The organism is Pseudomonas sp. W2Aug9 (assembly GCF_023127755.1).
Classification (GTDB): domain Bacteria; phylum Pseudomonadota; class Gammaproteobacteria; order Pseudomonadales; family Pseudomonadaceae; genus Aquipseudomonas; species Aquipseudomonas synxantha_A.
This window is the reverse complement of the sequence record NZ_SPKL01000010.1, coordinates 97,194-121,877: the sequence shown is the minus strand read 5'-3', so window position 1 is coordinate 121,877 and position 24,684 is coordinate 97,194. Positions and strand designations below refer to the sequence as shown.

32 protein-coding genes and 1 riboswitch are annotated in these 24,684 nt (G+C 59.3%); of the genes, 13 read left to right on the top strand and 19 right to left on the bottom strand.

Going from position 1 to position 24,684, the window contains the following annotated elements:
- Positions 1-21 precede the first annotated feature (21 nt).
- Positions 22-1,020 carry a class I SAM-dependent methyltransferase gene (locus E3O56_RS07525; protein ID WP_032877748.1) on the top strand — a complete coding sequence of 333 codons (999 nt, stop codon included), beginning with the start codon at positions 22-24 and terminating at the stop codon, positions 1,018-1,020.
- 51 nt (positions 1,021-1,071) lie between these two features.
- A riboswitch (yybP-ykoY riboswitch) is annotated at positions 1,072-1,190 on the top strand.
- Positions 1,191-1,278: 88 nt separating this feature from the next.
- On the top strand, positions 1,279-1,863 hold the full coding sequence (locus tag E3O56_RS07520) for a TMEM165/GDT1 family protein (RefSeq protein ID WP_005784895.1): 585 nt from the start codon (positions 1,279-1,281) through the stop codon (positions 1,861-1,863).
- A 65-nt stretch (positions 1,864-1,928) separates the two neighbouring features.
- Here the strand turns inward: E3O56_RS07520 and E3O56_RS07515 are convergent, their stop codons facing one another.
- The 4 genes from E3O56_RS07515 to E3O56_RS07500 all read right to left on the bottom strand — a co-directional run bounded on the left by E3O56_RS07515 (position 1,929) and on the right by E3O56_RS07500 (position 3,989).
- Positions 1,929-2,747 carry a M48 family metallopeptidase gene (locus E3O56_RS07515; protein WP_005784894.1) on the bottom strand — a complete coding sequence of 273 codons (819 nt, stop codon included), beginning with the start codon at positions 2,745-2,747 and terminating at the stop codon, positions 1,929-1,931.
- 109 nt (positions 2,748-2,856) lie between these two features.
- Positions 2,857-3,477, bottom strand: a complete 621-nt coding sequence (locus E3O56_RS07510) for an SOS response-associated peptidase (protein ID WP_005784892.1) — start codon at positions 3,475-3,477, stop codon at positions 2,857-2,859.
- Positions 3,478-3,514: 37 nt separating this feature from the next.
- Positions 3,515-3,775 (bottom strand): DUF2007 domain-containing protein, encoded by a 261-nt coding sequence (locus tag E3O56_RS07505; protein WP_032877751.1) that lies wholly within the window; start codon positions 3,773-3,775, stop codon positions 3,515-3,517.
- A 31-nt stretch (positions 3,776-3,806) separates the two neighbouring features.
- On the bottom strand, positions 3,807-3,989 hold the full coding sequence (locus E3O56_RS07500) for a CPXCG motif-containing cysteine-rich protein (protein WP_032877753.1): 183 nt from the start codon (positions 3,987-3,989) through the stop codon (positions 3,807-3,809).
- Positions 3,990-4,121: 132 nt separating this feature from the next.
- Here E3O56_RS07500 and E3O56_RS07495 point away from each other — a divergent pair, with 132 nt between their 5' ends.
- The gene (locus E3O56_RS07495) at positions 4,122-5,285 is read left to right on the top strand and encodes a 1-acyl-sn-glycerol-3-phosphate acyltransferase (protein ID WP_223017596.1); all 1,164 of its coding nucleotides are present in this window, start codon (positions 4,122-4,124) and stop codon (positions 5,283-5,285) included.
- Between the two features lie 166 nt (positions 5,286-5,451).
- On the opposite strand, the gene E3O56_RS07490 is transcribed toward E3O56_RS07495, so the two are convergent.
- The gene (locus E3O56_RS07490; RefSeq protein WP_032877757.1) at positions 5,452-5,700 is read right to left on the bottom strand and encodes a hypothetical protein; all 249 of its coding nucleotides are present in this window, start codon (positions 5,698-5,700) and stop codon (positions 5,452-5,454) included.
- A gap of 182 nt (positions 5,701-5,882) precedes the next feature.
- On the opposite strand from E3O56_RS07490, the gene E3O56_RS07485 reads away from it, so the two are divergent.
- The gene (locus E3O56_RS07485) at positions 5,883-6,092 is read left to right on the top strand and encodes a hypothetical protein (protein WP_005784881.1); all 210 of its coding nucleotides are present in this window, start codon (positions 5,883-5,885) and stop codon (positions 6,090-6,092) included.
- Positions 6,093-6,151: 59 nt separating this feature from the next.
- Here the strand turns inward: E3O56_RS07485 and E3O56_RS07480 are convergent, their stop codons facing one another.
- On the bottom strand, positions 6,152-6,736 hold the full coding sequence (locus tag E3O56_RS07480; protein ID WP_032877759.1) for a YajG family lipoprotein: 585 nt from the start codon (positions 6,734-6,736) through the stop codon (positions 6,152-6,154).
- A gap of 182 nt (positions 6,737-6,918) precedes the next feature.
- Here E3O56_RS07480 and E3O56_RS07475 point away from each other — a divergent pair, with 182 nt between their 5' ends.
- Both E3O56_RS07475 and mqo read left to right on the top strand, forming a co-directional pair.
- The gene (locus tag E3O56_RS07475) at positions 6,919-7,152 is read left to right on the top strand and encodes a hypothetical protein (protein WP_032877761.1); all 234 of its coding nucleotides are present in this window, start codon (positions 6,919-6,921) and stop codon (positions 7,150-7,152) included.
- 726 nt (positions 7,153-7,878) lie between these two features.
- Positions 7,879-9,387 (top strand): malate dehydrogenase (quinone), encoded by a 1,509-nt coding sequence (gene mqo / locus E3O56_RS07470; RefSeq protein ID WP_005784875.1) that lies wholly within the window; start codon positions 7,879-7,881, stop codon positions 9,385-9,387.
- A gap of 53 nt (positions 9,388-9,440) precedes the next feature.
- On the opposite strand, the gene E3O56_RS07465 is transcribed toward mqo, so the two are convergent.
- The 3 genes from E3O56_RS07465 to E3O56_RS07455 all read right to left on the bottom strand — a co-directional run bounded on the left by E3O56_RS07465 (position 9,441) and on the right by E3O56_RS07455 (position 10,829).
- Entirely contained in the window at positions 9,441-9,728 is a 288-nt protein-coding gene (locus E3O56_RS07465; protein ID WP_032877763.1) for a PA4642 family protein, read from the bottom strand.
- Between the two features lie 72 nt (positions 9,729-9,800).
- On the bottom strand, positions 9,801-10,268 hold the full coding sequence (locus tag E3O56_RS07460; RefSeq protein WP_032877765.1) for a WbuC family cupin fold metalloprotein: 468 nt from the start codon (positions 10,266-10,268) through the stop codon (positions 9,801-9,803).
- A gap of 3 nt (positions 10,269-10,271) precedes the next feature.
- Positions 10,272-10,829 carry a hypoxanthine-guanine phosphoribosyltransferase gene (locus E3O56_RS07455; RefSeq protein WP_005784869.1) on the bottom strand — a complete coding sequence of 186 codons (558 nt, stop codon included), beginning with the start codon at positions 10,827-10,829 and terminating at the stop codon, positions 10,272-10,274.
- Positions 10,830-10,993: 164 nt separating this feature from the next.
- On the opposite strand from E3O56_RS07455, the gene upp reads away from it, so the two are divergent.
- Both upp and E3O56_RS07445 read left to right on the top strand, forming a co-directional pair.
- On the top strand, positions 10,994-11,632 hold the full coding sequence (upp, locus tag E3O56_RS07450; RefSeq protein ID WP_003188608.1) for a uracil phosphoribosyltransferase: 639 nt from the start codon (positions 10,994-10,996) through the stop codon (positions 11,630-11,632).
- A gap of 2 nt (positions 11,633-11,634) precedes the next feature.
- Positions 11,635-12,909 carry a uracil-xanthine permease family protein gene (locus E3O56_RS07445; RefSeq protein WP_248128055.1) on the top strand — a complete coding sequence of 425 codons (1,275 nt, stop codon included), beginning with the start codon at positions 11,635-11,637 and terminating at the stop codon, positions 12,907-12,909.
- A gap of 130 nt (positions 12,910-13,039) precedes the next feature.
- Here E3O56_RS07445 and hisC read toward each other — a convergent pair whose 3' ends face one another.
- From hisC to E3O56_RS07395, 10 genes are all read right to left on the bottom strand, one after another.
- Positions 13,040-14,092, bottom strand: a complete 1,053-nt coding sequence (gene hisC, locus E3O56_RS07440) for a histidinol-phosphate transaminase (protein WP_032877769.1) — start codon at positions 14,090-14,092, stop codon at positions 13,040-13,042.
- 3 nt (positions 14,093-14,095) lie between these two features.
- Positions 14,096-15,412 (bottom strand): histidinol dehydrogenase, encoded by a 1,317-nt coding sequence (hisD, locus tag E3O56_RS07435; protein WP_003188601.1) that lies wholly within the window; start codon positions 15,410-15,412, stop codon positions 14,096-14,098.
- 128 nt (positions 15,413-15,540) lie between these two features.
- Positions 15,541-16,176 (bottom strand): ATP phosphoribosyltransferase, encoded by a 636-nt coding sequence (gene hisG, locus E3O56_RS07430; protein ID WP_003188599.1) that lies wholly within the window; start codon positions 16,174-16,176, stop codon positions 15,541-15,543.
- Positions 16,177-16,314: 138 nt separating this feature from the next.
- On the bottom strand, positions 16,315-17,580 hold the full coding sequence (murA, locus tag E3O56_RS07425) for a UDP-N-acetylglucosamine 1-carboxyvinyltransferase (protein WP_032877771.1): 1,266 nt from the start codon (positions 17,578-17,580) through the stop codon (positions 16,315-16,317).
- A 23-nt stretch (positions 17,581-17,603) separates the two neighbouring features.
- Positions 17,604-17,843 carry a BolA family protein gene (locus tag E3O56_RS07420; protein WP_003188597.1) on the bottom strand — a complete coding sequence of 80 codons (240 nt, stop codon included), beginning with the start codon at positions 17,841-17,843 and terminating at the stop codon, positions 17,604-17,606.
- 115 nt (positions 17,844-17,958) lie between these two features.
- Positions 17,959-18,264, bottom strand: coding sequence for an STAS domain-containing protein (locus E3O56_RS07415; RefSeq protein ID WP_005784859.1), 306 nt, complete (start codon positions 18,262-18,264; stop codon positions 17,959-17,961).
- Positions 18,261-18,908 carry an ABC transporter substrate-binding protein gene (locus E3O56_RS07410; RefSeq protein WP_032877773.1) on the bottom strand — a complete coding sequence of 216 codons (648 nt, stop codon included), beginning with the start codon at positions 18,906-18,908 and terminating at the stop codon, positions 18,261-18,263. The genes E3O56_RS07415 and E3O56_RS07410 overlap by 4 nt, the downstream gene beginning before the upstream one ends.
- Positions 18,909-18,919: 11 nt before the next feature.
- Positions 18,920-19,387: an outer membrane lipid asymmetry maintenance protein MlaD gene (gene mlaD, locus E3O56_RS07405; RefSeq protein ID WP_005784855.1), complete on the bottom strand. Its 468-nt coding sequence runs from the start codon at positions 19,385-19,387 to the stop codon at positions 18,920-18,922.
- The gene (gene mlaE, locus E3O56_RS07400) at positions 19,387-20,184 is read right to left on the bottom strand and encodes a lipid asymmetry maintenance ABC transporter permease subunit MlaE (protein WP_005784853.1); all 798 of its coding nucleotides are present in this window, start codon (positions 20,182-20,184) and stop codon (positions 19,387-19,389) included. The genes mlaD and mlaE overlap by 1 nt, the downstream gene beginning before the upstream one ends.
- Positions 20,184-20,993: an ATP-binding cassette domain-containing protein gene (locus E3O56_RS07395; protein ID WP_005784851.1), complete on the bottom strand. Its 810-nt coding sequence runs from the start codon at positions 20,991-20,993 to the stop codon at positions 20,184-20,186. Before E3O56_RS07395 ends, mlaE begins: the two co-directional genes overlap by 1 nt.
- Positions 20,994-21,291: 298 nt before the next feature.
- On the opposite strand from E3O56_RS07395, the gene E3O56_RS07390 reads away from it, so the two are divergent.
- From E3O56_RS07390 to lptB, 5 genes are read left to right on the top strand one after another with little or no spacing between them, the layout of a single operon-like run.
- On the top strand, positions 21,292-22,266 hold the full coding sequence (locus E3O56_RS07390) for a KpsF/GutQ family sugar-phosphate isomerase (protein ID WP_032877777.1): 975 nt from the start codon (positions 21,292-21,294) through the stop codon (positions 22,264-22,266).
- Positions 22,267-22,791 (top strand): HAD family hydrolase, encoded by a 525-nt coding sequence (locus tag E3O56_RS07385; RefSeq protein WP_005784847.1) that lies wholly within the window; start codon positions 22,267-22,269, stop codon positions 22,789-22,791.
- A gap of 8 nt (positions 22,792-22,799) precedes the next feature.
- Positions 22,800-23,372, top strand: a complete 573-nt coding sequence (lptC, locus tag E3O56_RS07380; RefSeq protein WP_032877780.1) for an LPS export ABC transporter periplasmic protein LptC — start codon at positions 22,800-22,802, stop codon at positions 23,370-23,372.
- Entirely contained in the window at positions 23,359-23,892 is a 534-nt protein-coding gene (gene lptA, locus E3O56_RS07375; protein ID WP_057701587.1) for a lipopolysaccharide transport periplasmic protein LptA, read from the top strand. The genes lptC and lptA overlap by 14 nt, the downstream gene beginning before the upstream one ends.
- Positions 23,892-24,617 carry an LPS export ABC transporter ATP-binding protein gene (gene lptB / locus E3O56_RS07370; protein WP_005784841.1) on the top strand — a complete coding sequence of 242 codons (726 nt, stop codon included), beginning with the start codon at positions 23,892-23,894 and terminating at the stop codon, positions 24,615-24,617. The genes lptA and lptB overlap by 1 nt, the downstream gene beginning before the upstream one ends.
- The last annotated feature ends 67 nt before the right edge of the window (positions 24,618-24,684 follow it).

Genomic DNA, 24,684 nt, shown 5'->3' with positions numbered 1-24,684 from the left:
CCCCTTTTCAAGGAGCAGACCATGGATCCGCGCAGTGAAGTACTGCTTCGTCAGGCCGAACTTTTTCAAGGCAACCTGCTGCTGGTAGGTTTGCCTGCCGACGATTTGCTTGGGCGCTTGCCCAACGCCCATGGCTGGTGCTGGCACGCTGGCGACCAGGCCGCGCTTGATGCACGGTTTCCCGAGCGCAGCCAGTTCGGGGTGAATGTGCCCGAGCGTGCCTTCGATGCCGCGGTGATCTTCCTGCCCAAGTCCAAGGACCTCACCGACTACCTGCTCAACGCCGTGGCCGCTCGCCTGCCTGGCGCCGAGCTGTTTCTGGTGGGTGAGAAAAAAGGCGGTATCGAAAGCGCTGCCAAGCAGATGACCCCCTTCGGCAAGCCGCGCAAGCTGGATAACGCGCGGCATTGCCAGCTATGGCAAGTCACCGTCGCCAACGCCCCGCAAGCGGTCGAACTGGAGAGCCTGGCACAGGTCTTCGATGTACTACTGGCCGAAGGCCCGCTGAAGGTGGTGAGCTTGCCGGGAGTGTTCAGCCATGGCCGCCTGGACCGCGGCACCGAGTTGCTGCTGGAGCACCTGGACAAGCTGCCCAGCGGGCATCTGCTCGATTTCGGTTGCGGCGCCGGGGTACTGGGGGCTGCGGTCAAGCGTCGCTACCCGCATAACACCGTGACAATGCTGGATGTGGATGCCTTCGCAGCTGCCAGCAGTCGGCTGACGTTGGCGGCGAACGGCCTGGAAGCCGAGGTACTGACCGGGGATGGAATCGATGCCGCGCCAATGGGGCTAAACGCGATTTTGAGCAACCCGCCGTTCCATGTCGGGGTGCATACCGATTACTTCGCCACGGAAAACCTGCTGCGAAAAGCAGCCAAACATCTGGCAAAAGGTGGCGAACTGCGCTTGGTTGCCAACAGCTTCCTGAAGTATCAGCCGCTGATCGAAGAGCATCTGGGTATCTGCGCAATCAAGGCCGAAGGCAATGGTTTTCGCATCTACCGCGCCAAGCGCCCCTGACGGCCGTTTGAAAAAGAACGCTTGCCGAATGGATTTTGCCTAGGCAGAATCCGCAGCGTCCTAGGGGAGTAGTCTCCCACGAGCCCATGCTCGTCCGGCATACGTCAACATACTTGGTCAGCAGACCATGGCGTATGCGACCCAGGAGTCCGCACAGACGGACCGGGGTTTGACAAGACCTATGACACGCACACCTTACCCGGGGCGGGAAGGCTGTACGTGTCATAGCCGTGTCGACCCGCCCCTGGAAACTACCTGATGCTGGATTCACTACTCGTTCCTACCGCAATCGTTGCCTTGGCCGAAATCGGCGACAAGACGCAGTTACTCGCGCTCATTCTTGCTGCCCGCTTTCGCAAACCCTGGCCGATCATTGCCGGCATTGTCGCCGCAACCCTGGCCAACCATGCGGCCGCCGGTGCCGTGGGCGCCTGGTTCGGGAGTTTCTTCTCGGATGCGGTGCTGCACTGGATCCTCGCGGCGAGCTTCTGTGCCACGGCACTCTGGACCCTGGTGCCAGACAAACTCGATGATGACGAAGCCAGCACCACCCGCAAGTTCGGGCCATTTCTGACCACGCTGATTGCGTTCTTCCTTGCGGAAATCGGTGACAAGACCCAGATCGCCACGGTGATGCTGGCAGCGCAGTATCCGGAGTTGTGGCTGGTGATTATCGGCACCACGCTGGGCATGTTGATTGCCAACGTACCGGTGGTTCTGGCGGGGAATTTCGCGGCGGAGAAACTGCCGCTGACCTTGATTCGTCGATTGGCGGCCACAGCGTTCTTTGTACTGGCGATTGTGGCGGTCTACAAAGCCATGCAAAGCAGCGGCTGGATCTAAGACTGAACCCGATCTATTGTGGGAGGGGCGGTGCGCCCCTCCCACATTTGGATCGTCATCAAGCCTCAGGATTTCTTGGCCTGCTGGTACAGCGGCATTACCTTCGGAATCGCTGCCTGCAACGAAGCAATCCGGCTGTCGGAAGCCGGGTGAGTACTCATGAATTCCGGCGGCGCGCCTTCGGAAGCCTTGGCCATTTTGTTCCACAAGGTGATCGCGGCGTTCGGGTTGTAGCCGGCACGCGCCGAAAGCTCCAGGCCGATCAGGTCGGCTTCGTTTTCGTTGCTGCGGCTGTTGGGCAAGGTCATGCCATAGTTGGCCACGGTATCGGCCAGTGCCAGGCTGTCCTGGCCGAGACCGAATATTGCACCAGCACCCTGCTTGGCCATTTCAATACCGTACGCCTTGGACATCGCTTCACGACCGTGCTCACGCAGGGCGTGGGCGATTTCATGGCCCATCACCGCAGCCAACTCGTCATCGGTGAGCTTGAGGTTGTCGATCAGCGCGCTGTACACCAGGATCTTGCCGCCAGGCCCGCAGTTGGCGTTCATCTCGTCGCTTTTGATCAGGTTCACTTCCCAGTTCCACTGGGCGGCATCTGCGCGAAAGGTCGGCGCCTGGGCGATCAGGCGCTTGGCGATGGCCTGCACACGCTTGGCGTTGGCGCTGGTCTTGTCCAGAACGCCTTTGCCACTGGCTTCACCCAGGGTCTGCTGGTAAGACTGGGCGTACATCTGGTCGACTTCCTGGCTCGACAACATGCTGAACATGTATTGCTTGCGCTCAACCCCAACAGCACCGCCGCTGGTCGTATTGACCGACTGGCAACCCGCCAGCAACATCGCTGCAACCAAACCACTTACCGCCAATGACTTCTTCATGAACACGCTCCCTGAAAACATGGCGCGTATCGTAGGCGGTCGTTTGTATTGGCGCCAGATACATCAGACATTTAACCGCTGAATTTCGGACACATCCCACAGTGCAGGCTCAAGCCGGGGTCAGGCACTCCGGCCCATTGAGCTTGGGATCATTGACCATATTGGCCAGCACGCGCTCACGTAAAGCGCTGGGCTCACCGGCCAGCAACCCTTGCAACACGTGCAGCGGCGTCTCGGGGTCGAGCCAGGCGGCTTGCCCCGCCGCATCAAGAATCAACGGCCGACGTTGGCTTTGCGCTGCCTGGGTGACCACGGCGGTGCTCAGCCACACCTGCTCCTGCACGGGATACGCTTCCCAGATCGCAGCAAAAAACAGGGTGGAGCCCTCCCCCGGCGTCAACCAATACGGGCGCTTGCGCTGGGTACCGCGCCATTCGTAGAAACCGTTGGCTGGCAACAGGCAGCGGCGCTGGCGGAATGCCTCGCGGAACATCGGTTGCTCGGCGAGCGTTTCGGCGCGGGCATGGGCCGGAGTACGGGAAAGATCCGTCAACCAAGGCGGCGTCAGCCCCCAACGGGCACGCGCCAGGGTGAGCTGGCCTTCGCTCAGGCGCTGGATCAGCACCGAATCATTGGGGGAAATGTTCCACTGGGCCTGCTGGTCGGCGGGGAAGCCGGGCAAGGCAGCAAAGGCAGGGTTCCAGCGAAACAGGGCATAACGTCCACACATGGGGCAACACGACTCTTGGGGTAAACCGACCGACAGCCTAACAGACCAATACGTCGGGGAAGCTGTCGGGTTCGTCGCCGGGCAAGGGTTGCGCGCCGATATAGGCCGTGATCAGCTCGCGGGCGTACGCCGCCTGATCATTATCGACCTCCAGCCCCAGCAAACCGAAGATCGGCAACTCGCCGGTACCACCGAGCAAGTGGCGGCCCATCAAGTGCGCTTCGATGCCCTCACTGGCCAGCATCTGTTGCAACAGCTCGCCTTCCATCAGGTTTTCCGGCTCGTAGATTCGCTGCATGGGCGTACCTGTTATTCGTTTTCGCTACGCATCATTCATTTTCGCTGCGGGTTTCGAGCATCCACTCGTCACCATGCACTTGCAGGTTGAACGTGATCGGCCGGCAACACACCTGGCAGTCTTCTATATAGGTCTGGTCCCCGCCAGACAAATCCACTGTTGTCTCGACCACTTCGCCACAATAAGGACAATCGTACATCGCAGTTTCCAGCATCGCAGTCTCCAAGGTGACTTGTGCGTATAATCGCCGGTCTATTTACAGGGCTATTTCCGGCAGAGCCAGTTTACTCACGCCGCCCCTGCTATTTCCTTTACTTACCCTAGCCGTTTCTAACAAGAGAGCATGATGGGCGAATTCGATACCATCCGACCTTACAACGACAGCGAAGTCCCGGCAGTGCTGGCGCGTCTGTTCAGTGACAAGGCCTTTCTGGACATCCTGACCCACTTTCGCTTCCCGCGCTTTGCCGGCGCCCTGGGCTGGTTGCTCAAGCCGATGATCGCGCGCAAATTGCGCCGTGAGTTTGCCGGCGTCACCACCGTGGCGACGCTGCAAGACAAAGTCGAATACTACGTTGACCACACGATTGACCGGGCGACCGACGGCGTAACCTACACCGGCGTCGAGCAGCTCAAATCCGGCACCGCCTACCTGTTTCTGGCCAACCACCGCGACATCGTGATGGACCCGGCCTTCGTCAACTATGCCGTGTATCACGCCGGCCTGCCGACGCCACGCATCGCCATTGGTGACAACCTGCTGCAAAAGCCGTTTGTCAGCGACCTGATGCGCCTGAACAAGAGCTTCATCGTGCACCGTTCGATCACCGGGCGAAAGGAGAAGATGGCGGCCTACAACCTGCTGTCGGCCTATATCAACCATTCGATCCGCAACGACTGCCAGTCGATCTGGATCGCCCAGGCTGAAGGCCGGGCCAAGGATGGCGATGACCGTACCGAATCGGCGATTCTCAAGATGTTCCACGTCAGCCGCAAGGACGAGCCGTTTGCCGAGGTCATCCAGTCGTTGAACCTGACGCCGGTATCCATAAGCTACGAGTACGACCCTTGCGATGCCGCCAAGGCCCGCGAGTTGTATATCCGCGCCACCACCGGCACCTACACCAAGGCACCGGGCGAGGACGACGTGAGCATCGCCCTGGGTATCACCGGCTACAAGGGCCGCGTACATGTGAACTTTGCGCCGCCGATTACCGAGCGTTTCGAAGATACCAAGCTGCTGGCAATGGAAATGGACCGGCAGATCCTCGGTGGCTACCGCTTGTTTCCGGTGCATTACCTGGCGTACGCACAGTGGGATGATGCCGATCCGCAGTTGCAGGTTCCTAAAGCGGCGGATGTATTCCCCGCCGATGAGCTGGCCAAGGCCAAGGCAGAATGGGAGCGACGCTTGAACGAATGCCCGGCCGAACACCGGCCTTATCTGGTGGTGCAGTATGCGACGCCGGTACGCAATCAATACCGAGTCAAGGCCGGGATCCCCCTGTAATATGTGACCCTACAGGGGATATGTGGCAGGCGCTGATTCTACGGGCAGTACATGGCCAGTGTGGGAGCTGGCTCGCCTGCGATAGCGGTGGGTCAGTTAAAGATTCAGTGGCTGATACACCGCCTTCGCGGGCAAGCCCGCTCCCACATTTGGTTTTGCAGTGGAATTAGAAATGGGTGCTGAGCCAGGAGGCGGCCAGGGCCAAGCCAAGGCAGCCGAACCCCACACGGTAAGCCTGACGATGCGCCCGTTCGGTGTGCGTATCCAGAAAAAGCATCGGCTGGTCGATAGCACGCTCTTCACTACGCATGGCGAGTTCAGCCATCGCACGTTGCGCATGCAGGCGGGTGATAAACAGCACCAAGGCGCCCGAGCAGGCAACCAACAGGGCAACAGCATTGATGAGCAGCGCCATCGCAAACCTCGGCGAATCAGTATTCGGATATCAGTCCAGATACCAACCTGAACGATAGTCGCCTCCTGCGCCTTTAATGCTCCTTCTCCGTTGACGGCTAATGTATCCAGTAATTTACAGCGTCACCTGAACGTCACCTTAACAAGCCACTCTGTTGCCCTTCGACGCTTGAGGAGCAAGTCATGTTGCACGCGCAAAACCAGGATCGGCTGTATCTGATCGCCCCAAACGATGAGCAAGAGGCGCTGGTCGGCAGCCTTGCGTTCAACGTCCAGGATCGCCACTGGCTGGTGTATTGCGCCCTCGGCGGCCACCAACATGCGGACTTGCCGGAACTGGATTTGCTCACCGGCGTGAGTGTGCTGGACTTCTATGTCGATACGGCGGCATGACCAAACCACGGGCATAAAAAAACCGGGCTCATCACTGAGCCCGGTTTTTTGTGCACGGTTTATTGCGAACTGAGCAACTGGCTGATGCTTGGGTCCTTGAACAGGCGGGTCAGTGCATCGCTGAGCACATCGCTGACCAGCTTGGTGTTGGTTTCCTGGTTGGGCGACATGCCGAAGCGCTGATTCAGCGATGCGGCGTAGCGGCCACTGTAGCGACGGGTACCGGCGCTGACGTCAGACTTGAAGGTCGCACCGATGGAGGCTTCGGTCACATACAGCCCCTCTTTGGGCGACTGGTACTTCAGCTCGGCCAGGGTCACGGTCAGTTGCGGCACACCTGGCGAGTTGGTCGGTGTAAAGCCCAGCAAGCGCACAGCGGCTTCAGCCTGGGCCTGCAGCTTGGGCAGCACATCCTGGCCGGTCACCGAAATCAGCGCAGTCTCCGGATACAGGCCGCCACGCGAGCCCAGGGTTGGCGACGGACGACCGTCGACCACACGTACCGACACCGGCTGGCCATGACCTACCGCAGCCAATGGCGCGGTGACTTTAGGTTGCGGGCTGAGTTGTTGCGGGCTGTTGGCGCAGCCAACCAGGGTCAAACTGGTCACAGTGATCAAACCGAACAACAGGCGTTGCAACATACTCATTTCTCCAGGACTAGGTGCAGACAGGTCGCCAGTATAACGGTGCACGCACGCCACTCACCAGCAATCCTGAACAGTGGCTGAAGCCACGGGCAAATTACAAATTCGCATAAATTGGTCACCGCAGTGTCATGCCACACTGGCAATCTTCAAGCATGTAACACACCAGGTACACAGCCATGCGCCTTCTCAAGACACTGTTCATGTCACACGCCCGTCACCGCCACTTCGCCCTGCTCGACGCCCAGGGCCATTGCCAGGCATTCAAGCAATGCAGCCTGCCGCCCGTTGGTGAAGGTTGGGTAGAAGTGACCGAGACTCATCTGGGCTGGATGCACCGCCCTCTGCCGGCCAGCGCCCGGGTCAAGCCGCAGGTTTTTCGCGCACAACACCGGCAAGCGTTGGCCTCCTGACCGGGACCCGAATAAAAGTCATAAAACACGCCCATTTCCCTGGCGTTCTTCGCTACAATCTCCCCCCGATTATAAGGACGTCTCCTGATCGGGCCCCGCAGCATCGTTAATGCCCAGGCATTAGCCCCAAAATCGCCCACAGAGAGCCGCCCACACAGATCAAGTGAAGCTGGCGTGCTTGCTGTTTCCTTTGCAAACCACCCCGCCTTTATCGGATCTGCCAGAGCTGCCATTGCGCTCGGCCACTTGTGTTGTTTGCCCGTTTTGCCGCATGTCGGCAGAGGTTTACGGGCCAGGTGCCAGGCTGGGGCAGCCCTTTTTTGAGGTTCACGTCTTCAAAAGAGCGTGAAAAAACGGGTTTTCACAACTTCACAAGAGTGTGGCGAGCAAATGAATAGTTTGGCGTTTGTACAAGCACCATCAGCGTCTGGGGCAGCCCAATTACACAGGATCGAGCCTTCCTCAAAAACCGGAGCTTGAGCCTGTCCGCTACGGATTGGTTGCACGAATCGCACGCTTTGACCATAAGTCGAATTGCCACAGGCGCCTATGAATGCGTTCATAGGCAGATTAGCCCGGCAGGAAGCGTGTGCTGAAGTTGCAAAGAATTGCGAAACGGACATGGCGATCCTGGCCATGGGTAACCTGGGGCAACACGTGAACCGCCCCGTCACTCCTGGCAGCCATGCCGTCAATTTGGTGCTGCAGATTTTGGAGACGCGTTAAATGGCGCATAACGAAGCAGTCGACGTAGTTCTGGTAGGGGCCGGCATCATGAGTGCCACCCTGGCCGTACTGCTCAAAGAGCTCGACCCCGGCCTCAAGCTGGAAGTCGTTGAGCTGATGGATTCGGGTGCCGCGGAGAGTTCCAACCCGTGGAACAACGCCGGTACCGGCCACGCCGGGCTGTGTGAGCTGAACTACACGCCACAGGCCGCCGATGGCTCCATCGACATCAAGAAAGCCGTGCACATCAACACCCAGTTCGAGGTGTCGAAACAGTTCTGGGCGTACCTGACCAAGAAGGGCACCTTCGGCTCGTCCAAGTCGTTCATCAGCCCGGTCCCGCACCTGAGCTTCGTGCAGGGCGACAAAGGCGTTTCCTTCCTCAAGAAGCGTTTTGAGACCCTCAGCCAGCATCACGCGTTTTCGGACATGCACTACACCGAAGACCGCAGCGAAATGGCCGAGTGGATGCCGCTGATGATGCCGGGCCGCCCGCTTGACGAAAAAATCGCCGCGACCCGCGTGATGAACGGCACCGACGTCAACTTCGGCGCCCTGACCAATCAGTTGCTCAGCCACCTGACCAGTTCGCCGGATGCCCAGGTCAAATACTGCAAGCGCGTCACCGGCCTCAAGCGTAACGGCGCCGGCTGGACCGTGAGCATCAAGGACGTCAACAGCGGCAACAGCCGCGAAGTGGACGCCAAGTTCGTGTTCCTCGGCGCCGGTGGTGCGGCCCTGCCGCTGCTGCAAGCCTCGGGCATCGAAGAAAGCAAAGGCTTCGGCGGTTTCCCGGTCAGTGGCCAGTGGCTGCGTTGCGACAACCCGGAAGTGGTCAAACAGCACCAGGCCAAGGTCTACAGCCAGGCTGCCGTGGGTTCGCCGCCCATGTCCGTGCCGCACCTGGACACCCGCGTGGTGGATGGCAAGAAGTCGCTGCTGTTCGGGCCATACGCAGGCTTTACCACCAAGTTCCTCAAGCACGGCTCGTTCCTTGACCTGCCGATGTCGATTCGCGCTGGCAATATTGGCCCGATGCTGGCCGTGGCCCGCGACAACATGGATCTGACCAAGTACCTGGTCAGCGAAGTGCGCCAATCCATGGAGCAGCGCCTGGAATCCCTGCGTCGCTTCTACCCCGAGGCAAAAGCCGAAGACTGGCGCCTGGAAGTGGCCGGCCAGCGGGTGCAGATCATCAAGAAAGACCCGAAGAAAGGCGGCGTGCTGCAATTCGGCACCGAGCTGGTGGCGGCCAAGGACGGTTCGCTCGCGGCGCTGCTGGGCGCATCTCCGGGTGCCTCGGTGACCGTATCGATCATGCTGGAGCTGATTGAACGCTGCTTCCCGCAGAAGGCTGCCGGTGAATGGGCGAGCAAGCTGCACGAGATCTTCCCGGCGCGGGAAAAGGTCCTGGAGACGGATGCCGAGCTGTATCGCAAGATCAACACGCAGAACAACATCAGCCTTGAGCTGGTGGAGCAAAGCAACGAAGCCCAAAGCTACGCTTAAGGTTTGAATGCAAAAAAAACGCCCCTCGGGGCGTTTTTTTGTGGCTCGGATAATCAGCCGCGGGCCTTGTCGATCAGCTCGATGTACTCGGCGGCGTTGCGCTGGTCCTTGATCAGATCAACGAAGGTCTGGCCATGCTCGTCCTTGCCATCCAGGTCCAGGCCTGCTTCTTGGAAAAAGCCCAGGAAACGCTCGAAGTCGTCGATACGCAGGCCGCGATAGGCCTTGATCAGTTTGTGCAGGGACGGCGAAGTCGCATCAACCGGCTCGAAGTCCAGGAACAACTTGATTTGGTCGTCACCGATCTCGTCGCCAATCACCTGTTTCTTATCTTTACGCATTACCGACTCCAGCCTGCAGACATTTACACGGGGTTTGAAGTCTACCTGCGCGACGCAGGATGTGGGAGGGGCTCAATCGAACTGGGCAAGCATCCAGCGTTGGTAGTCAGCCACACCGGCATCACCTTCTCGCGGCGCCCAATCAGCCAGCTCCCCCTCACCCACCGGTCGATAAGGCCCGGCCTTGCATTCGAACATCACAGTGTCAGGCTCCAGCACCACCAGGCCATGGAATACGCCCGGCGGCAAGTCGACACCGGCGCACTTACCACCCGCCTGCATCACGCGCTTGGCAATCACTTCACCCGTTTCGGTGAATATCAGTAGACCCAGGGCCCCCTGAAGCACCAGCAAGGTCTCCGCCTTGTCGGCACTCAGGTGACGATGGGGCGGTACATATGTGCTCGGTTGCAGGGCCACAGCCAAGCGATGGCAAGGTTCTTCCATCTGATGGAAATTATGGTGATACCGGCCACGAGGGCTGGCGGCCGCTTTCTCGGCCAATTCGGCAAACAGGGTCTGATCAAGAAAGCGGGCCATCGATTACATTCCTTTAACGGCAAAGATGCCATTGGCGTTACGCCAGTAGCCTTTGTAGTCCATGCCATACCCGAAGATATAGCGGTCGACGCAAGGCAGCCCAACAAAATCGGCTTTCAATTCAGGGCGGGCCTTGCGGTCGTGGTCTTTATCGATCAACACAGCGGTATGCACTTTGCGCGCGCCGGCATGTTTGCAGAAATCGATGATCGCGCCCAGGGTATGACCTTCATCGAGGATGTCATCAATGATCAGCACATCGCGGTCAATGAACGAAACTTCCGGCTTGGCCTTCCAGAACAGATCGCCGCCGCTGGTTTCGTTGCGATAACGGGTGGCGTGCAGGTAAGAGGCTTCCAGTGGGAATTGCAGGTGGGTGAGCAATTTACCGGCGAAGATCAGGCCACCGTTCATCACACAAAAGACCACCGGGTTGGTGTCGGCCATTTCGCGGGTGATGTGCTCGCCGACCTTGGCGATTGCTGCTTCGACCTGCGCTTCGGTGTACAGGCAGTCAGCCTCGTGCATGATTTGACGGATATGCTCGAGATCAGCAGACATGGCGCTCTCCAAGGGGGTGCTGTGGCAAGAAAAGCGGGCGAAGGTACGCTTCTCGTGCGCTCCAATCAAGCCTTTATGGACTAACGTACTTGATGTCTATAGGACAACACTCTCGGATAGATTAATCTAGGCCGGTTTTTTTGCCCGCCGCCGGAGCCTTTCCCATGCCCACTCGCGAGATCCGCCATCCGCTGATCCGACACAAACTCGGCCTTATGCGCCGTGCCGACATTAGCACGAAGAATTTCCGTGAGCTTGCTCAGGAAGTCGGAGCGCTGCTGACTTACGAAGCCACCAAGGATTTACCCCTGGAAACCTACGAGATCCCCGGTTGGGCCGGTCCCGTACAAGTGGAAAAAATCGCCGGTAAGAAAATTACCGTCGTCCCTATCCTGCGCGCCGGTATCGGCATGCTCGAAGGTGTACTCAGCCTGATCCCGGGCGCCAAGGTCAGCGCCGTGGGCGTTGCCCGCAATGAAGAAACACTGCAGGCCCACACCTACCTGGAGAAGCTCGTTCCGGAAATCAACGAGCGCCTGGCCATGATCATCGACCCGATGCTCGCCACCGGTAGCTCCATGGTCGCGACCATCGACCTGCTGAAAAAAGCCGGCTGCCGGGACATCCGTGCCATGGTGCTGGTGGCCGCGCCCGAAGGCATCGCCGCCGTCGAGAAAGCCCATCCGGATGTGCAGATCTACACCGCATCCATTGATGAGCGCCTGAATGAACACGGCTACATCATCCCAGGCCTTGGCGATGCCGGTGACAAGATCTTCGGCACCAAGCAGAAGGACGCGTGAACATGCAGGATGAATTCAACGACCCGCTTTGGCGCCAGATCCTGTCTGGCGCACAGATGCTCTTCGTAGCATTTGGCGCGCTGGTGTTGATGCCGCTGATCACAGGTCTTGATCCAAACGTCGCACTGTTCACCGCCGGCCTGGGCACATTGCTGTTCCAGGTGGTGACAGGGCGGCAGGTGCCGGTATTTTTGGCATCGAGCTTCGCGTTTATCACCCCGATCATCCTCGCCAAAGGCCAATTCGGCCTGGCGGCGACCATGGGCGGGGTGATGGCGGCCGGTTTCGTCTATACGTTCCTGGGCCTGGCCGTGAAGGTCAAGGGCACCGGCTTTATCGATCGGCTGCTGCCACCGGTGGTCATCGGCCCGGTGATCATCTCGATCGGCCTGGCCATGGCGCCGATTGCCGCCAATATGGCCATGGGCAAGTCCGGCGACGGAGCCGAGTTGATCCATTACCAGACGGCGATGCTGATCTCGATGCCCGCACTGCTGACCACCTTGATCGTGGCCGTGTTCGGCAAAGGTATTTTCCGCCTGGTGCCGATCATCTCCGGCGTGCTGGTGGGCTTTGCCATGTCGTTCTATTTTGGCGTGGTCGACACCGCAAAGATCGCGGCTGCGCCGTGGTTCGCCCTGCCCCACTTTACCGCGCCGGAGTTCAACTGGCAGGCGATCCTGTTTATCGTCCCGGTGGCCCTGGCCCCGGCGATCGAACATATCGGCGGTGTGATTGCGGTGGGCAGCGTGACCGGTCGCGACTACCTGAAAAAGCCCGGCCTGCACCGCACCTTGCTGGGTGACGGTATCGCCACTACGGCTGCCGGCATGTTTGGCGGCCCGCCGAACACCACCTACGCCGAGGTGACCGGCGCAGTGATGCTGACCAAGAACTACAACCCGAAAATCATGACCTGGGCGGCAGTGTTTGCCATCAGCCTGGCGTTTATCGGCAAGTTCGGCGCACTGCTGCAGAGCATCCCCGTGCCAGTGATGGGCGGGATTCTGTGCCTGCTGTTCGGCTCGATTGCCGCGGTGGGGATGAACACGCTGATTCGCCACAGGATCGACCTGGGTGAAGCACGCAACCTGGTGATCGTGTCGGTAACCCTGGTATTCGGGATTGGCGGTGTGCTGGTCGGCACCGGCACCGGCCCGGACGATTTCGGCCTCAAGGGCATTGCCCTGTGTGCGGTGGTGGCGATTGACTTGAACCTGCTGCTGCCGGGCAATGATGGCTGGAAGAACAAGAAGCCGGATGAGCCGCTTCTTTAACTAACGCCGCAAAATAGAATGTGGGAGGGGGCTTGCCCCCGATGACGGAGTGCCAGTCGACATCTAATCGACTGATCCACCGCTATCGGGAGCAAGCCCCCTCCCACATTTTTTTGATTTTCAGTGTGGCTTAGAGCTCGCCCAGGCCATCAACCAGCGCCTGGTTCTGCTCAGGCGTACCGATACTGATCCGCAGGAACTGGGCAATCCGCTCCTGCTTGAAGTGCCGCACGATAACCCCCTGCTCACGCAACTTGGCTGCCAATCCAGCAGCGTCATGCCGTGGGTGGCGCGCAAAGATGAAGTTCGCCGCCGAGGGCAACACTTCAAACCCTTTGCCTTCCAGTTGCGCGACCACCTTGTTGCGGCTGTCGATCACCATCTGGCAGGTCTGCTCGAAGTATTCACGGTCTTCGAACGCCGCCGCCGCGCCAACAATCGCCAATCTGTCCAGCGGGTAGGAGTTGAAGCTGTTCTTGACCCGCTCCAGCGCCTCGATCAGGTCCGGATGACCCACGGCCAGGCCCACACGCAAACCGGCCAGTGAGCGCGATTTGGACAGGGTCTGGGTCACCAGCAGGTTCGGGTAACGGTCCACCAGGCTGATGGCGGTTTCGCCACCGAAGTCGATGTAGGCTTCGTCGACCACCACCACCGAATCCGGGCTGGCCTTGAGGATCTGCTCCACCGCATCCAGCGCCAGTACGCAGCCGGTGGGTGCGTTCGGGTTGGGGAAGATGATCCCGCCGTTGGGCCTGGCATAGTCAGATGCGCGAATCTGGAACTGCTCGTCCAACGCCAGCGCGTCGTACTTGATGCCGTAGAGGCCGCAATAGACAGGGTAAAAGCTGTAGCTGATATCCGGGAACAGCAGTGGCAGATCGTGCTGGAACAGGCCATGAAAGATGTGCGCCAGGACTTCATCGGAACCGTTGCCCAGGAATACCTTCCCGGCGTCGATTCCGTAATACCTGGCCACTGCCTGTTTAAGCAGGTCGCTGTTGGGGTCCGGGTACAGGCGCAAGTTGTCGTTCAACTCGGCCTGCATCGCTGCCAATGCCTTGGGCGATGGGCCGTATGGGTTTTCGTTGGTGTTGAGCTTGACCAGCTTGGTCAGCTTCGGTTGCTCACCGGGTACGTAAGGCACAAGGTCCTTGACGAAAGGGCTCCAGAATTTGCTCATGCCTTACTCTCCCTTGACGATGCGGTATTCAGCGCTGCGTGCGTGAGCGCTGAGGGATTCACCACGGGCCAGCACCGAGGCAGTCTTGCCCAGCTCGGAAGCACCTTGTGGCGAGCAGAAGATAATCGACGAACGCTTCTGGAAGTCATACACCCCCAGCGGCGATGAAAAACGCGCAGTGCCGGAGGTCGGCAACACGTGGTTAGGCCCGGCGCAGTAGTCGCCCAGGGCTTCGCTGGTGTGACGCCCCATGAAGATCGCACCGGCGTGACGAATCGACGGCAACCAGGCCTGTGGATCCGCTACGGACAGCTCCAGGTGTTCCGGCGCGATGCGGTTGGCCACTTCGATGGCTTGCTCCATATCACGCACCAGAATCAGGGCGCCGCGGCCATTGATCGACTTCTCGATGATTTCGGCACGCTCCATGGTCGGCAGCAGCTTATTGATGCTGGCGGCGACCTTGTCGAGGAACTCGGCATCGGGGCTGACCAGGATCGCCTGGGCATCTTCGTCGTGCTCAGCCTGGGAGAACAGGTCCATGGCGATCCAGTCCGGATCGGTCTGGCCGTCACACACCACCAGAATTTCCGAAGGGCCGGCGATCATGTCGATGCCGACCTGGCCGAACACATGGCGCTTGGCGGTGGCGACGTAGATGTTGCCTGGGCCAACAACCTTGTCGACCTTCGGCACGCTTTCGGTGCCATAGGCCAAAGCCGCGACGGCCTGGGCGCCACCGATGGTGAACACTCGGTCGACACCCGCGATGCAGGCGGCAGCCAGTACCAGTTCGTTGATTTCACCACGAGGGGTCGGCACCACCATGACCACTTCAGTGACGCCCGCCACTTTGGCCGGAATCGCGTTCATTAACACGGACGACGGATAAGAGGCTTTACCGCCCGGCACGTAAAGGCCGGCACGGTCCAACGGCGTGACCTTCTGGCCTAGTACGGTGCCATCGGCTTCGGTGTAGCTCCAGGAGTCCTGCTTCTGCTTTTCGTGGTAGCTGCGTACCCGCGCCGCTGCGACTTCCAGGGCTTCGCGCTGGGGCGCGGTGATACGCGTCAGGGCCAGCTCAAGGCGCTCGCGGGGCAGGATCAGGTCCGCCATCGACTTGACGTCCAGGCCGTCGAACTGACGGGTGAAGTCCACCAGCGCCGCATCACCGCGCTCGCGCACGGCCTTGATAATGTCGAGCACCCGCTGGTTGACCGAATCGTCGGACACGCTTTCCCAGCTCAGCAGATGATCCAGATGATGGGCGAAATCCGGGTCGGCAGCGTTGAGTCGGGCAATTGCAGTGGACGTGGTCATAGCGAGGGCCTCAATAGAATTGGCAAAAACTCAGGCGCCCTAAACTAGCAGTCGTTTCCGCTTGGGCACCTGAGAATTCTGGCTATGAGGCGGATAGACGGGCGCAGCCTTTGGGCTACGCGGGTGAGTCAACCGCGGTGTCGAGACTCCACTGCCTTGCGCAGGGTGTCGATCAACGCCTGGATACGGGCGTGTTGCATCTTCATAGAAGCTTTGTTGACGATCAGGCGAGAGCTGATGTCGGCGATGAAATCCTGTGGCTCCAAACCGTTGGCGCGCAGGGTGTTGCCGGTGTCGACCACGTCGATGATTTTGTCGGCCAGGCCGATCAGCGGTGCCAGCTCCATCGAGCCGTAGAGCTTGATGATATCGACCTGGCGGCCCTGTTCGGCGTAGTAGCGCTTGGCGACGTTGACGAACTTGGTCGCCACCCGCAGGCGGCCCTTGGGCTCGACATCACCGACACGGCCAGCGGTCATCAACTTGCACAGGGCGATACGCAGGTCCAGTGGCTCATACAAGCCCTGGCCACCGTATTCCATCAGCACATCCTTACCCGCGACACCGAGGTCGGCGGCACCATGTTCAACGTAGGTCGGCACGTCGGTAGCCCGCACGATCAGCAGGCGAACGTCGTCCTGGGTCGTGGGGATGATCAGCTTGCGGCTCTTGTCCGGATTCTCGGTCGGCACGATGCCCGCTTCAGCCAGAAGCGGCAACGTGTCGTCAAGGATGCGGCCCTTGGACAGTGCGATGGTCAACATGGGAACGTCAGTCCTTCATCAGGCTATTGCTGTCCGGTCACAAACAGTGCCAGACACAGATCGAGGCCATGACAGCCTCGATTTGAAACAAACCAGTGTGTAGGAGCGAGCTTGCTCACCCCTACAGGGCAGTGGGGGTTAGCCCGGTACGCGGCGGATTTTAGCGCCGAGCATCTGCAGTTTTTCTTCGATGCACTCGTAGCCACGGTCTATGTGGTAGATGCGGTCGATCAGGGTGTCGCCTTCGGCGCACAGTGCCGAGATTACCAGGCTGGCGGAAGCACGCAGGTCGGTAGCCATTACTGGCGCGCCCTTGAGCTTGTCGATGCCGGTGACGATGGCCGTGTTGCCTTCCACCTGGATCTTGGCGCCCATGCGGTGCAGTTCGTACACGTGCATGAAGCGGTTTTCGAAGATGGTCTCGATCACGGCACCGGTGCCTTCGGCAATGGCGTTCAGGGAGATGAACTGCGCTTGCATGTCGGTCGGGAACGCCGGATACGGAGCAGTACGCACATTGACGGCTTTTGGCCGCTTGCCGTGCATGTTCAGCTCGATCCAGTCTTCGCCGGTGGTGATCTCTGCGCCGGCTTCCTTGAGTTTTTCCAGGACGGCTTCAAGGATGGTCGGATCGGTGTCCTTGACCTTCACGCGGCCACCGGTCACAGCAGCGGCAACCAGGTAGGTACCGGTCTCGATGCGGTCAGGCATGACTTTGTAGGTGGCGGTGTGCAGACGCTTTACACCATCAATAGTGATGGTGTCAGTGCCAGCACCGGAAACCTTCGCGCCCATGGCGTTCAGGAAATTGGCCAGGTCGACCACTTCCGGCTCACGCGCAGCGTTTTGCAGCACGCTGCGGCCGTTGGCCAAGGCAGCGGCCATCATGATGTTTTCGGTACCGGTCACACTGACGGTATCAAAGAAGAAGTTCGCGCCACGCAGGCCGCCTTCCGGCGCCTTGGCCTTGATGTAGCCGCCTTCGACGTCGATGACTGCGCCCATGGCCTCAAGGCCACGGATGTGCAGGTCGACCGGACGCGAACCAATGGCGCAACCGCCAGGCAAGGCCACTTCGGCTTCGCCGAAACGAGCAACCATCGGGCCCAGCACCAGGATCGACGCACGCATGGTTTTCACCAGTTCGTACGGGGCGATCAGGGTCTTGATGGTGCGCGGGTCGATTTCGACGGCCAGCTTCTCGTCGATCACCGGCTCAATGCCCATGCGGCCGAACAGCTCGATCATGGTGGTAATGTCGTGCAGGTGCGGCAGGTTGGCTACAGTCACCGGGCCATCGCACAGCAGGGTCGCTGCCAGGATCGGCAAGGCGGAGTTTTTCGCACCGGAAATGCGGATCTCGCCATCGAGGCGGGCACCGCCGGTAATAATCAATTTATCCATAAGAATCTCGACGCCTTGGGGGCTCAGGTGCGCTCGGCCCAGGCCGCGCGGCTGAAAAATTTCATAGTGACCGCATGGATGCTGCCATCGGTGATCCATGGGTTCAAATGGGCATAGATCTGCTGCTGACGCTTGACCGGGCTCAATGCCGCCAGTTCATCGCTAATCACGTTCAGCTGGAAATTGCAGCCTTCGCCTTCAACTTCAACAGTCGTTTCCGGCAGCTTTCCTTCAAGGAAGCTCTTAACTTCTAGGGCCTGCATGCTCAACCTCTATCGGCGCCCAGTGCGCACGGGTCGCACATCATACAAAAAAGCCCCGCGCCTGCGAACCCCGCATAGCAGGACTCTGACGGGGGGCTTTTCTGATAAATGTGTATTAAGGGTGTGCCAACAGCTCGGTCAGGCCGGAAACCTCGGCAATCTCGCGCATGTCCTCAGGCAAGGCACGGATACTGAGCGGCTTTTTTGCTGCTTCGGCATCGCGCATGAAGCACAGCAGCAACGATAGACCGACGCTGCTGGACTTGGTCACCGCCGAACAGTCAACCACCAGCGCAGGCGCATTGCTGGCCTTGATCAGTGCCTGGCCCTGCTTGCGCAGGTCAGGCCCGGTACGGTAATCGAGCACGCCGCTGAGCAACAGCTCGCCGGCGTCGCCGATACGAACAGCCGCCTCGGTCATTGCGCAGGCTTCCCGGCAGCTTTGTCGGTTTCTTCCTTGGCCTTGGCCACTTCACCGGCCCAACCATTGATGGTCTTGTCCAGGTTATTGCCATTGCGCTGCATCGCATCGGCGAACTGGTCACGGAACAGCTTGCCGATGTTGATGCCGTTGATGACCACGTTGCGCAGCTTCCATTCACCGTTGATTTTCGTCAGGGTGTAGGACACCGGATAGATCGCGCCATTGCTGCCCGAGACTTTCATCCCGACCTCGGCACGGTCGCCCGACTCCTCCCTGGCAGGGTCAACGACGATGCCCTGGTTGTTGTATTCCAGCAGCGCGTTGCCGTAAAACTGGAACAGACCACGCTTGAAGTTTTCCTGGAACGTCTGCATCTGCGCCGGGGTTGCCTTGCGCGAATACTTAACCGTCATGATGCTTTTGGAAATGCCTTCGGCATCGACCACCGGGCCAACAATCGTGTTGAGTGCTTCGTAGAACCTGGAAGGGTCTTGCTTGTACTGCTCTTTGTTGGCCTTCAGGTCGGCCAGCATCCTGCTGGTCGTGTCCTGCACCAAATCGTGCGCAGAACCTGCCGCATTGGCCATCAGCGGCAACGCTGCAAGCAGTACCAGCAGGCCACGTCGCAAGGTAGAGATCATGAACAGATTCCTCATTTAGCGTCTTTATTGACCGTATTGAGCAGGAATTTACCGATCAGGTCTTCAAGTACCAACGACGACTGTGTGTCGTGGATTGTAGAGCCATCCTTGAGCAAGGCTGTTTCCCCGCCCACGCTGACACCGATGTATTTCTCGCCCAGTAGCCCCGCAGTGAGGATAGATGCCGTGGAGTCGGTCGGCAGGTTATCTACCTTCTTGTCCACCTGCATGGTCACTCGCCCGGTGAAGCTGTCGCGGTCCAGATCGATTGCCGTGACCTTGCCGATGGTAACGCCGGCCATGGTCACTTTGGCTCTGACCGTCAAACCGGCGATATTGTCGAAATACGCGTAAAGTTTATAGGTATCGGCGGTGGGGCTGGCCGACAAGCCGCTGACTCGCAGGGCCAACAACAGTAAAGCCAGGATGCCAGCCAGCAAGAAAAGGCCGACACCGATTTCCACAGTGCGGTTTTGCATCAGAAATCTCCAAACATCAAGGCGGTCAAAATGAAGTCAAGGCCCAGTACCGCCAGCGAGGCGTACACAACGGTCTTGGTAGTGGCACGACTGATCCCTTCTGAGGTGGGCTCGCAGTCATAGCCTTGGAATACGGCAATCCACGTCACTACAAAGGCAAAGACAATGCTCTTTATGATGCCGTTGAGCACGTCACCGGTGAAGGTCACGCTGTTTTGCATGTTGGCCCAGTAGGAACCGTCATAGACGCCCAACCAGTCAACCGCCACCCACGAACCGCCCCAGATACCCACCACGCTGAAAATCATCGCCAGCAATGGCAGGGAAATGAAGCCGGCCCACAGGCGCGGGGCAACAATGTACTTGAGCGGGTCCACACCGATCATTTCCAGGCTGGACAGTTGCTCGGTGGACTTCATGTTGCCGATTTCGGCGGTCAGCGCCGAACCTGCACGCCCCGCGAACAGCAAGGCAGTGACCACCGGGCCGAGCTCACGAAGCAGGGTCAAGGCCACCATCTGGCCTACCGCCTGCTCCGAGCCGTAGCTGGACAGGATGTTGAAGCCCTGCAGCGCCAGCACCATGCCGATGAACACCCCGGAGACCACAATGATCACCAGGGACATCACACCCACTGCGTGCAGCTGCTTGAGCAGCAGGCCGAAGCCCCCGCCGATGCCACCGCGGCCCAGCAAGGCGTGGAACAGGAAAATGGTCGAACGCCCCAGGACTTCGATGATGTCGATGCCCGAGCGACCGAAAAGGCGAACCTTTTCGATAAGAGATGTCTTGCGCATCAGCGCTTCCCCAGAAGATCTGAGCGGTAGTCCGCTGCCGGAAAGTGAAAAGGCACCGGGCCATCGGGATCGCCGGTCATGAATTGGCGGATACGCGGGTTATCGGCGTTCATCAGCTCTTCAGGCGTACCCTGCCCCAGCACCTGGCCATCACCCACTACATACAGGTAGTCGGCGATGCTCGCGGTTTCGGCCAGATCGTGGGAGACCACAATGCTGGTGATACCCAATGCATCATTGAGCAGGCGGATCAGACGCACCAGCACACCCATGGCGATCGGGTCCTGCCCCACGAATGGCTCGTCGTACATAAGGATCTGCGGGTCGAGGGCAATGGCCCGCGCCAGGGCGACACGGCGCTTCATACCGCCGGACAATTCGTCCGGCATCAGGTCGATGGCACCGCGAAGGCCAACGGCCTGCAGCTTCAGCAACACAATGTCACGAATCATTTCATCGGACAGCTGGGTATGCACCCGCAGCGGGAACGCTACGTTTTCGAAAACATCGAGGTCGGTAAACAGCGCGCCGCTCTGGAACAGCACGCCCATATGCTTGCGCGCATCGAACAGATCGCTGCGCGACAGCGTCGGCAGGTTCTGGCCGTTGACCCACACTTCGCCGGCACTGGGGCGCAATTGCATGCCCATCAGGCGCAACAGGGTGGTCTTGCCGCAACCGGAAGGCCCCATGATGCCCGTGACCTTGCCGCGAGGAATGCGAATATCGACGTTATTGAAGATGCTGCGCGAACCGCGCTTGAAGGTAAGGCCCTTCAGCTCGACCGCGTAGGCGTTATCGGCACTCATCTAATCTCCTTGGGATGCAGCCTTTCACTCAGACACCATGTGTGCGACTTTGGTTTGCAACGGATGCGCAATAATTAGGTACATGGGTTGGGCGGACCGAACTGGCGGCGAACTATATCACCGCTGGTGCGGCGCCCCCAAGGCCGGAACAGCGCTCGTTCAGATTTAGGACAGGGAATAACCGTTACCGAAGGTGATTGGCTGGAACTTCGCGCACAAAGCCTGACGAACTTACGTGAGGGAATTGATCATTACCGCTATAATCGCCGCCTTTTCGTCAGGCTATACGATTTCAGACATGAGCCAATCCAGCGAACTTGTTCAATCCGCACAACGCACCATCCGCCTAGAGCTTGAAGCCGTAGAAGGCTTGCTGGCCCATATCAACGCGGATTTCGTGCGCGCCTGCGAGATGATCCTGGCCAGCAAGGGCCGCGTTGTCGTGGTCGGCATGGGTAAATCCGGACACATCGGCAACAAGATCGCCGCCACCCTGGCAAGCACCGGGACCACCGCTTTTTTCGTGCATCCGGCCGAAGCCAGCCACGGCGACATGGGCATGATCACCAAGGATGACGTGATTCTGGCGCTGTCCAATTCCGGCACTACCAACGAAATCGTGACCCTGTTGCCGTTGATCAAGCGCCTGGGTATCCAGATGATCAGCCTCACGGGCAACCCGGAATCGACCCTGGCCAAGGCCGCCGACGTCAACCTCAACGTGCACGTGGCCCATGAGGCCTGCCCGTTGAACCTGGCACCGACTTCCTCCACCACCGCCGCACTGGTCATGGGCGATGCCCTGGCGGTGGCGCTGCTGGAGGCCCGCGGGTTTACCGCAGAAGACTTCGCATTTTCCCATCCAGGCGGTGCCCTAGGGCGTCGCTTGCTGCTGAAAGTGGAAAATGTCATGCATTCGGGCGCCGAACTGCCAAGCGTTCCACGCGGTACCCTGCTCAGGGATGCGCTGATGGAAATGACCCGCAAGGGCCTCGGCATGACGGCAATCCTGGAGACCGACGGACGCTTGGCCGGGATATTCACCGACGGTGATCTGCGCCGCACCCTGGACCGCACCATTGATATTCACACCGCCACCATCGACGCGGTGATGACACCCCACGGCAAGACCGCCCGCGCTGAAATGCTCGCGGCTGAAGCGCTGAAAATCATGGAAGACCACCGGATCGGCGCGCTGATCGTCGTCGATAACGATGATCGACCGATCGGGGCCCTTAACCTTGGCGACTTGCTGCGCGCAGGAGTGATGTAAATGACCAGCGATCTGTTGCAACGCGGTAAAAACATCAAGCTGGCGATTTTCGACGTTGACGGCGTGCTGACCGACGGCCGCCTGTACTTTCTCGAAGACGGCAGCGAATTCAAGACATTCAATACGCTCGATGGCCAGGGCATCAAGATGCTGATGGCGGCGGGCGTACAAACGGCGATTATCAGTGGTCGAAAGACGCCGGTTGTGGAACGCCGCGCACAAAACCTCGGAATTGCTCACCTGTATCAGGGCCGCGAGGATAAACTGGTGGTGCTGGACGAGCTTCTTGGCCAACTCAACCTAAGCTATGAACAAGTCGCCTATCTGGGTGACGACCTGCCCGACCTGCCGGTGATTCGCCGGGTGGGCCTGGGCATGGCGGTCGCGAATGCCGCGGCGTTTGTGCGCGAACACGCCCATGGCATCACCACCGCCCGTGGCGGCGAAGGTGCTGCCCGCGAGTTCTGCGAGTTGATCCTGCGTGCCCAGGGCAGCCTTGAAGCGGCCCACGCCGCCTACCTATAGAGCGTTATATGCTGAGCAAAAAGATTCGCAACTTCCTGCTATTCGGGGTCATTGCCGCGCTGTTCCTGGCGGTGGGCTACTGGAATATCAGCCCGGAGCGCTTTCTCGACAAGCCTGTTGCGCAGGTTGACGAAGGTGTTATCGACTATTACGCCACCAACGCCTACAGCATTCAGTTCCTGCCAGACGGCAAGGTGCAGTATGAAATGACGTCGGACAAGGTCGAGCACTTGAAGGTAGCCGATGTCAGCCTGCTGACCAACCCGGACCTGAATCTGTATCGCGGTACCGAATTTCCCTGGCACGTGACCAGCAAGCGTGGCGAGGTGAACTCGGATGGCACCGAAGTTGAACTGATCGACTCGGTACGCGTCGCACGTACAGACGCGCAGAACCGCGACACCATCATTACCAGCAGTCGCATGACGGTATTCCCACAGAAGCAATATGCGCAGACCGAGCAAGACGTTAGAATCGACGGCGCTGGCGGTGTATCGACTGGCAAGGGAATGAAAGCGTATTTGAAAGAAAGCAGGATACACCTGCTATCGAACGTAAGAGGACAGTATGAGGCTCGTTAAAACCCTCCCTATTTTGCTCGGTCTGGGCGCAGCACTGGGAAGCGTGAGCGCCTGGGCTCTGCCGAACGATAGCCAGCAACCGATCCACATCTCGGCTGACGATGCGCAGCTCGATGACAAGCAAGGTGTTGCCACCTACACCGGCGGCGTCATCATCACCCAGGGTTCGATGAAGATCACCGGTAATACGGTGACCTTGACGCGTACCCAGGCCGGCGATATCGATGTCGTGACCTCAGTGGGCAACTTGGCTTACTTCGAACAGAAGCAAAAGGCAGAGGATCCAGGCCCGATGAAGGGCTATGGCAAGACCATTCAGTATCATGCCCAGCAGAATCGCATCGTCCTGATCGACCAGGCCAAAGTGCTTAGCGCCGACGGCAACTCGACTGAAGGCGAAAAAATCGTCTACAACACCAAGACCCAGGTCGCTCAGGCCGGTCGCGCCAATGGCAACAAGGTCACCGCACCTCGTCCACGTATCGACATGGTTATCCAGCCGAAGAAGAAGGCCGAGTAATGGCAACCCTGAAAGCCCAGCATCTGGCCAAGGCCTATAAAAGCCGCCAGGTGGTACGTGATGTCAGCCTGTCGATCGACAGCGGCCAGATCGTCGGCTTGCTCGGCCCCAACGGTGCCGGCAAGACCACCTGCTTCTATATGATCGTCGGGCTGGTCCAGGCGGATCAGGGTCGCGTATTGATCGACGACCTGGACGTCAGCCACCAGCCCATGCACGGTCGTGCACGCGCCGGTATCGGTTATCTGCCCCAGGAAGCGTCGATCTTCCGCAAACTGTCGGTAGCCGACAACATCATGGCGATCCTCGAGACCCGCAAGGAACTCGACCGCGACGGCCGCCGCAAAGAGCTGGAAAGCCTGTTGCAGGAGTTCCACATCAACCATATTCGCGACAACCTCGGCATGAGCCTGTCCGGTGGTGAGCGCCGCCGCGTGGAAATCGCCCGCGCCCTGGCCACCGCACCGAAGTTCATCCTGCTGGATGAACCGTTTGCCGGCGTTGACCCGATTTCGGTCGGCGATATCAAGCAGATCATTCACCACCTCAAGGCCAAGGGTATTGGCGTGCTGATCACCGACCACAACGTCCGTGAGACGCTGGATATCTGTGAAACCGCCTATATCGTCAACGATGGTCAGTTGATTGCTGAAGGCGACGCCGAGACCATCCTGGCCAATGAACTGGTCAAGGAAGTTTATCTGGGTCACGAGTTCCGCCTGTAGACGGAGTGGTATCGCGCCTTTCGCCGGAGCGCGCAGGAGTCAATAGAAACCTTGGTTTTTTTATTGT